At 56.7% G+C, this 8,278-nt stretch carries 7 protein-coding genes; 5 read left to right on the top strand and 2 right to left on the bottom strand.

Annotated elements, in window-relative coordinates:
* Nucleotides 1–92, top strand: a 92-nt coding sequence (locus tag SM763_RS15660) for a transposase domain-containing protein (protein WP_490363289.1), incomplete at its 5' end; no start/stop codon positions are given.
* A 167-nt stretch (nt 93–259) separates the two neighbouring features.
* Here SM763_RS15660 and SM763_RS15655 read toward each other — a convergent pair.
* Together SM763_RS15655 and SM763_RS15650 are read right to left on the bottom strand one after the other, a co-directional pair.
* A complete protein-coding gene (locus tag SM763_RS15655; RefSeq protein WP_082996021.1) occupies nt 260–1,318 on the bottom strand; it encodes a CsgG/HfaB family protein in 1,059 nt (352 codons plus the stop codon).
* Nucleotides 1,319–1,383: 65 nt separating this feature from the next.
* Nucleotides 1,384–1,839, bottom strand: coding sequence for a curli assembly protein CsgF (locus SM763_RS15650; protein WP_065271213.1), 456 nt, complete (start codon nt 1,837–1,839; stop codon nt 1,384–1,386).
* 685 nt (nt 1,840–2,524) lie between these two features.
* Here SM763_RS15650 and SM763_RS15645 point away from each other — a divergent pair.
* From SM763_RS15645 to SM763_RS15630, 4 genes are all read left to right on the top strand, one after another.
* Nucleotides 2,525–3,820 carry a hypothetical protein gene (locus SM763_RS15645; RefSeq protein WP_368999107.1) on the top strand — a complete coding sequence of 432 codons (1,296 nt, stop codon included), beginning with the start codon at nt 2,525–2,527 and terminating at the stop codon, nt 3,818–3,820.
* A gap of 79 nt (nt 3,821–3,899) precedes the next feature.
* On the top strand, nt 3,900–5,336 hold the full coding sequence (locus tag SM763_RS15640) for a hypothetical protein (protein WP_368999106.1): 1,437 nt from the start codon (nt 3,900–3,902) through the stop codon (nt 5,334–5,336).
* 160 nt (nt 5,337–5,496) lie between these two features.
* Nucleotides 5,497–7,050: a hypothetical protein gene (locus SM763_RS15635; protein WP_368999105.1), complete on the top strand. Its 1,554-nt coding sequence runs from the start codon at nt 5,497–5,499 to the stop codon at nt 7,048–7,050.
* A 79-nt stretch (nt 7,051–7,129) separates the two neighbouring features.
* Complete coding sequence (locus SM763_RS15630; RefSeq protein ID WP_368999104.1) at nt 7,130–8,242, top strand: hypothetical protein; 1,113 nt, start codon at nt 7,130–7,132, stop codon at nt 8,240–8,242.
* The last annotated feature ends 36 nt before the right edge of the window (nt 8,243–8,278 follow it).

The following is an 8,278-nucleotide window of genomic DNA, read 5'->3' as shown; positions in this document are numbered from 1 at the left end:
ATTTGAAGGCGACCCTGGAAGCCATCGCCGCCGGTCACCCGGCCAGAAGGATCGACGAGCTGCTACCTTGGAACTTCACCCCGTCAAGCTGAACAGGCGTGGGGTGGCGACAGCGCTTACATTATTACTGTGAGCATTTGCCTTTGATGGCAGTACAGCAAACAGCGGAGAAGACATATGCCTGATCCGCTGTCTGGCCCAGGATCTGAAACGATCCTGTTATTTCAGAAAGTGAAGTGCCTAAGCGGGCAGAACGAGGTTAACCAATGACCTCGCCGTCTGCCGGCGGCGGCGGCGTTACCGGGCCACCTTCATCGACTGCAGGCGGCAACTGACGCACGCTGGGGGCGGGCGGCGTTGGTCGCGGCTTGGGCCGCGTCTGGGTAATCCGGGCGGCAGAGATCGTCACCGGACGCACCGGGGGGAGCGTCTGGCCGAGGTATTCCCCCAGTTTCTCCTGACGGTACTTCGCAATCAGGCGCTGCTGGGATCCCTTGTCCTTGAAGGCCCATAACCCGACCTCGGCCCCTTCGATGATGGTGCCGTAGACGGCCTTTTCGATGGCCTGTTGCAAGGCAATCAAGCGGGGTTCGTTCCCGGTCACGCCGGCTTCGATTTCAAGCAGCTCGTCCAGCGCGATGTAGCGGAACACGCTGCCCCGGATCAGGGAGGAGCCGATTGATTTCTGGGTGACCACGCTGGTGAGGACTTCGCCAGTTTCGGTCGAGACAGCCCGCAGGCTGACGGTCACGGTATCCAGTTGCCACTCGGTATTGCCGCCGATGCCAAGGTATCGTGCGCCTGCGCCACCTGTTTGGGTGTTGCTGTCGTATCCCACGATTCCACCCTGCAGGATGATGCCGGAGTGCAGCAGCGGCGCCAATGCATTCGGATCGATCTCTGTCTCTCCGCGATACTGCCGACGCATTTCGGTGAGGATCTGGCGCTCCCGGACGAGGTCCTGCAGGCCGGCGCGATCCAGGACTGTGAACCAGCGGCGTTCACCGGCATCCTGTAGTGCTTTGATCAGAACCGCAGAACCGCCCTGGGACACGGCCCGGGACAGTGTCTGGACGAGTTCGCGCTCTTTGTATTGTCCGGTAAGGTCAGGAAAATCGTAAACGGAGACGGATATGCGGCGTGTCGGTTCTGGCAGCGTGCGTAGGCTCATGTTGACCGGTGTCGGCTGCACAATCGTCGGATCGGTGGTCCCAAAAAATGGCCCTGGTGTCGTGGCGCAGCCAGAGAGAGCAGCGGTTCCAGCCACCACCATGGCACGGAGTAGCACTCGCAGGCCTGCTTCTTTACCAAACACCATGTTTATCCTCGTTCTAATTCGTAGCTGTGGCTGCCCGATCTGCCAGGCAATCAGCAAACCTAATTTTAACTTCCAGTTACCAGTTGCGGGACCACGATTTCTGTCACGGTGCCATCCAGGGAGTCGACAATTGTGAGGCTGATGGAATCTACCGTACGCTCAAAGGTGACTTCGGTGGTTCCGAAAGTCACTGTGCCCTGATCGGATGGGTTGCTTCCGAAGATCGCCTCGGTCACCTGACCCGCGAGAGCGGAAAGCAAGCGACCTTCGAGCTGGCGCACGAACAAATCGGCGTTTGTGGTTCCGGTCGGAGATGTTGTGCCGGTCCCTGTGGTCGAGCTGCTTACGGCATCCCGCGCTGTCGCGTCGCGCTGCGCATTCGCAGTCGACAGCAGGTGGGATGAGTTGAGGGGAGCGCCACCGAAGGACGGGTTGATCGGAGTATAGGTCAACTCTCCAGATACACCGGCTCCCGCAAATAAGAGTGCTGATGCAGTGAAGCCAATGAAGGAATTTTTCATAATCAACCACCAATCCTACAAACCTGCCGTGATGCGTCGCTAATTGACCGACTCACGTGTGATAACAACCACGCCGACTGGGTGTCCAGCGCCCATCACCTCTAAAAGCGCAGCAAATAGTGACTTGGCGATGACGAATTGTCCAAGTTGAAATAATTCGCATAAGTGTGTTGCGAATCTGTCACTTGTCGATGATGAAGGCTCGCGTCAGGGTTTTTGCGGGGAATTGGGCAATTCTAGCAGTGGTTGTGTTGACGTTACGAAAGCGCACGCGTTGCGCTTGGATTCGTTGGTGAGTTTCCCGTGAAATTGACGCTTAATTGAAAACAATCGTCCGGATTTGGGGTGAATGGGTGCGCGGTGCGAACATGTTTGGCCCGAGTTAGATAAAAATATATAAAAATTCGTCTCTACTTTAGTGAGCACTTGATTCAAATCATGTCTTAGGTCTCAATGACGGCGTGGAATTGTTAACAGAACGTTAATGGTGCGTGGGGGCGCATCGGGTTTAGCCAGGGGTGGGACATCACTTCATAGCCATATCCAATTCTTGGTGTGCAGACCCTTTTGAAAGGTCCTGTCGGGTTGCGTCTGAAAACCAGCGCGCTGCCCGGGATTGAGTGAGTTCTGAAGCCGACGTTTTGTCGGTGGAGGAGCGCGTAAACTGTAAAATTGGAGAGAAAGTATGCGTATTTCCAAACGTTTTCTGGTGGCGACAAGCGCCTTGACCCTGAGCATGAGCGCGGCAGCTTTTGCAGACAGCAACAAAGCTTACCTCGATCAAATTCAATCCGGGGGCGGCACGGGCACGAACTCTGCGCTGATCGACCAAAGTGGGGGCGAAGGCAATGAGGCGGGCTCTGATAGCCAGAACATCCGCCAGAAGGCAACGAGTAACAAGAATAACACTCTGAATATTGTCCAGAGCGGCAACTACAACGACATTGGCTTGGGCGGCTTCGAACAGAAGGCGGAGAGTGGGCCCAATTCCTCCCTTGGAAACACCGCAACGATTACCCAAAGCTCGTCTTACAACGTTGTTGGTAAGGTCACCCAGTTCAACCGTTTTGGTGGCTCGGCGGGTGAAAACTCTCTGACCATTCTACAAGAGATGGGTGACGGCAACGAAATCACAGAGGTCTTCCAGGACAAACATAAAGGCGCCTCCGGCAACACGGCGGATATCCTGATGTCTGGTGTCGACAACACCATTGCACTGGTCCAGCAGGCCGCAACCGGCGGAATCGCCGGCAACTTTATGGACGTCGATATCACGGGCGACAACAACGGTAACGCTCCACTGAGTGGATTTGCTGCTCTCAGCGGTGCGAACACAAGCGAACTCAAGCAAGGTTTTGCAGACAATAACGACGGGAACTGGCCAAAAGGCAATAACTCCCTGACACTGAATATTGCCGGTCACAACAACCAATTCGGCGTGACCCAGGAGGGTACGAACAACACCGTTGGCACCCTGTCCATTACCGGCAGCGACAACGAACTGGGTATCAGTCAGGCCGGGAATGCGAATATCGTCGACCTTGCAGTACTGGGCGGCAACTTCAACAACATTGGTATTGCACAGCTCGGCACCAACTTTGCCGATGTCAGTATCTCTGGAAGCTCCAACGAAGCGGGGATCCTGCAGGTTGGCTGGAACGGTAACGGTAGCGACGGATTTGGTGTGAAACTCACCATCGACGGTGATTACAATGGCACCGGCTACTTCAGCGGCGCCGCGCAGAGCGTCGGCGGGGCATTCAACGGCGTGATCGGCCAGGGCGGAAGCGACAACCTCTTTGACGCAACGATCACCGGCAATAGCAACATGTTCGCTGGCGGTCAGCTCGGGGATGACAACACCATCCAAGCCACGGTTACCGGGGACACCAACCAGTTTGCTGTTTTGCAGATGGGTGACAGCAACATGGCGAGCCTGGTTCAGACGGGCAACGGCAACAACGCCGGTATTAGCCAGTAATCAATGAGTTATGCGGGGCTGAGACACTACCTTGGCCCCGCGATTTATCAGTTTTTTATTCCGACCTCTGGGGGGAGGTATGATCATGAAACTTATTAAGACGGCTTTTGTAACCTCGACCGCGCTGACCCTTTCGATGGGCACTGCAGCTTTTGCAGACAACAATGCGGCCTATCTGGATCAACAGGGTGACTACAACAACGCCTTGATCATGCAGAACTACGGCGGCAACTCCGGCAACATCGCCGGGAACACGGGCGCCACTAGCATCCTGCAGGATGGCGATGCGAACGACCTCTACGTCAGCCAGCAGGGATCAAACAACCGCGTGGGCAGCGGCACGTTCTTCCAGCGCTCGGATACCAATCTTGGACCAAGCGACCTGGCCAACAAGGCAACGATTACGCAGTTCTCGGACCAGAACACGGTGGAAAAAATCCGCCAGAACGCGATTGGCGCTTCGCTGGCGGTCGGCCCCAACGAAGTCGAGGTCGAACAGGGTACCACCTTGGGCACCGGCGATCTCAACTATATCCGGGACATAGCTCAGGAACGTGGTGCCAATAACTACCTCCTGATCAAGCAGACAGGCGCGTCGAACTACACTTACAGCGCACGCCAGGAAGGCAACGACAATGATGCCAGATTGGTGATTTCCGGGAACGGGAATGGCGTATCAGGATTGTCCCTGCACCCTGATTATGCCGGTGCGGGCGGGAACACCGGCCTGCTGAGCAACAACAACCATGTAGGGGCGTTCCATTGGGCAGCGATCGAACAGCGCGGTACCGGTAACCGGACGGATCTGACGATCAGCGGAAACAACAACCAGTATGCAATTCAGAATGGCCGCTACAGGAACTCTTCGGAAGACAACATGGCTCAGGGCCTGCTGATCAGCGGTAATGACAACCAGTTGGGCATCAGTCAGGTTGGAAGCCGTAACGATGTTTCCCTTTCCACGATTGCAGGGGATTTCAACTCAATCGGCATTGTACAGACCGTGGATGACAACTGGGCGCAGGTGACGGTCGAGACATCATTCAACAAGGCGCGGGTGATCCAGGATGGCAGCCGCAACAACGTGGACCACTGGGTGAACCTCGGTCACAGCCAAACCGCGACGATCGACATTCTTGGCGACGATAACCAGCTGAACACCCAACAACGCTGGGGCAATGGCAACCAGATGTCCGTAAGCGTAACGGGCAATCGCAACAACGCTGGTGGCACATTGAGCGGCAGTGCCGGCGCTGCATTCGCAGCGGGTGACAGTGTGACCGGCCTGTCGATGTCCGCAGGCTCGCTGTGGCAGCACCTCCACAACAACCAGATGACCATGACCGTTACTGGCGATGATAACCTGTTTGCCGTCTTGCAGCGTGGCAGCGGCAACATGCTGAACGGCACGGTGATCGGATCCTACAACCAGGCAGCTGTCGCGCAAAATGGCAACAACAATACCGTCAATTTTGTCCAGAACGGGTCCTACAACAACCTTGGCATCATCCAATAACCTGATCCTCCGTCGCGGTTGATCTGCGGCGGGGCTCAGCCCTTCTGGCGACATGAATTTGACGGCACACAAGGGCAATTAAGCGAGCGTATTCGGGGTCCTACCTCGACGGAATGACGCACAATGTAAATCTGTTAACCATTAGGTTGGGGGAAGTATTATGACAAACCTGAAGACATTCTTGGTGGCATCTACCGCCATGGCTCTGGCCGGTGCGGCCTGGGCGGACAGCAACGAAGCCGCTCTTGACCAGAACGGCAGTGGCAACACCGCACTGATCGACCAGAGCGCCGGTGCGAACAACGTAGCTGGTACATCGGCAACTTTCACCGACTATGCAAACCAACCGCTTCTCCAGGATGGGGACAACAACGACCTCACTGTCGATCAGTCTGGTGACGGCAACCTCGTAGGCTATAACGGCAACAGCGGCAGCCCCGCTGGCTATGTTGAGCAGCTTGGCGACGATAACGTTGCCGATATCGAACAGACAACTGACGGTAACGCCGTGATCCGGGTGTCTCAGGAGGGCGACGCTGACACTGGCACGGATGAAAACATCCTGACCATTCTGCAGACAGGTGGCAACAACAACACGATGCGCACTGTGCTCCAGAAGGCAACCGGCGGCGTTCCGGATCTGGCTAATACTGCGGATCTCAGCCAAGATGGTACTGGCAACCTGATCAATACCGTTCAGCAGTTCGGCGAAGACAACAGCGTGACCGTGCAGATGACCGGCGATGGCAACGGCACCACCGCGCTTTCGGGAGTCGCGGCTGTGGCCAACAACGCCACCTTCATCCAGCGAGGTCTCGGCAACATGATCAATGTTGACATCGATGCCAACAACACCGGTATCGGGGTGGAGCAGCGCGGTGATGGCAACTCGGTCGGTACGCTGGACATCAACGGCGACAACAATGAGATCGGTATCGCGCAGGGTGGTCCTGCCAACCAGTCCGGCCAATCGGGCAACAACAACGTTGTGGCAATGGGTGTGGTCGACGGCGCCTCCAACATCGTCGGGATCCGTCAGTGGAACGATGACAACATGGCGACGCTGAACATCATCGGCGCCTCGGATGACAACATCGTGGATATCATTCAGGAGGATGCATTCGGAACTGGTGGCGAGGCTATCGTCAACATCGAAGGCAGTGCCAACGGCGGCGACGCCAACGACATCTACATCGAGCAACAGGCCTGGGGCTTTGCGGATGTCGGCATCGACGGTGATCGCAACGATATTTCCATTCGCCAGTTCAATGCCGATCAAGCCACCGTTCGCATCGGCGGCATCCCGGAAGGCGATGACAACGTTCTGTCGATCGTGCAGGGCGGGTCCAGCCCCGCCAACCCGAATGTCATGAACGTGTCCATCTTTGGTGACGACAATAACTTGTCTGGCGGCTTCAGCGGCAGCGCGCTCACAGCTGCGGTGGCTGCGACCGGCTATCAAACCTGGAACGATCTGCAGCCGGGCGCATTGAGCCAGCAGGGTAAAGGCAACACGATGACGCTGACAGTCGGCGATGTCCTCAGCGAGGCGAGCGGCAACCTCTTCGCTGCAAGCCAGCATGGTAATGACAACACACTGACCGGTGTCATCAATGGTAACTATAACCAAGCTGTCGTCGCACAGATGGGCAACCTGAACACTGCTGCATTCAGCCAAGCCGGGTCCGGTAACAATACTGGTATCATCCAGTAATTTACTTCCGCCGGGGCGGTTTGCCGCCCCGGCACCTACGAAAGGGGAAGGTGTTCCCCAGAAATAAGGAATCAATTCAATGAAGCGCACTGCAAAGTTTCTGGCAGCCTCGACAGCGCTTTCTCTTCTGTCGACCGTAGCCTACTCCGGCAGCGGCAACGAAGCGCTACTGAGGCAAGTCGGCAATGCAAACAGCGCGCTTGTTACGCAGTCGGGTGACAACAACAGTGCTTTTGGCTCCGGCGATGGCGGCCTCAACAAGGCAGACATGGTGCAGTCCGGTGATCAGAACGCGCTGGTCATTACCCAATCGGGCGATGGTAATGAGATTGGCATCAGGGGCAGCCTTGTCACCTTTGGCGGCAGCGCCGGTCTGAACCAGACCAACAACAATGCCACCACCGCGGGCAATTTCAACGTGCTGACCATCACCCAGTCCACCAACAACAACGCGGTGCAGGGTATTCGCCAGCGGGCCTTTGCCGGGGCAGGGGGCAACAGCATGACGATCACCCAGCAAGGGGGCGATGGCAATCTGATCGGTGATATCAAGCAGTGGCACTACGGAAACTCCGGGGCCAACAGCCAAGGCCAGACGATTGTTATCCGCCAGGATGGTGCCAACAACTGGATACGCGCGGTCTATCAGGACCTGACGGGCAACGGCAACGAAGGCAACACGATGTATATCGACATCCTAGGCAACAACAACAGCGGCGCCCAGCCGGTCAACTCGGATGCGCGTGCCGGATACAATGGTGGCGGACAGTTTCGCCAGAACGGCTACGGCAACTATATGGATGTGGACATCACCGGTGACTCCAACGGCTATGGGGGGAACCAGGTTGGCGCCCGCAACTCGATCGGCACGCTGGCCATCAACGGCAATGGCAACGCCTTTGGCATTGAACAGGTGGGTGACGACAATACCGTGACCGTCTTCGGTGGGATCAATGGCAACGACAATGATTTCGGGGTCAACCAGGCAGGATCCTCCAACCTAGTGGATGTTGCGCTTTTCGCCGGTGACCTGAACGAGCTGCTGGTCGATCAGGACGGTGCTGACAACGTCTCCTACGTGACCATCGATGGTGACCAGAACGATGGCGACATCACCCAGGGTGGCGGTGGCAGCAATACCGCATCGCTAAGCCAGGTCGGTGACAGCAACGTGGCGACCATCACTCAGTGACGCCGCAGCGTCGGATTGGCGCAAAAAATCAATCAG

This window comes from Pseudophaeobacter sp. C1-32P7 (assembly GCF_041008775.1).
GTDB classification, from domain to species: Bacteria; Pseudomonadota; Alphaproteobacteria; order Rhodobacterales; family Rhodobacteraceae; genus Phycobacter; species Phycobacter gallaeciensis_A.
Note: the sequence above shows the minus strand (reverse complement) of the source record. Positions and strands in the feature narration are given on the sequence as shown.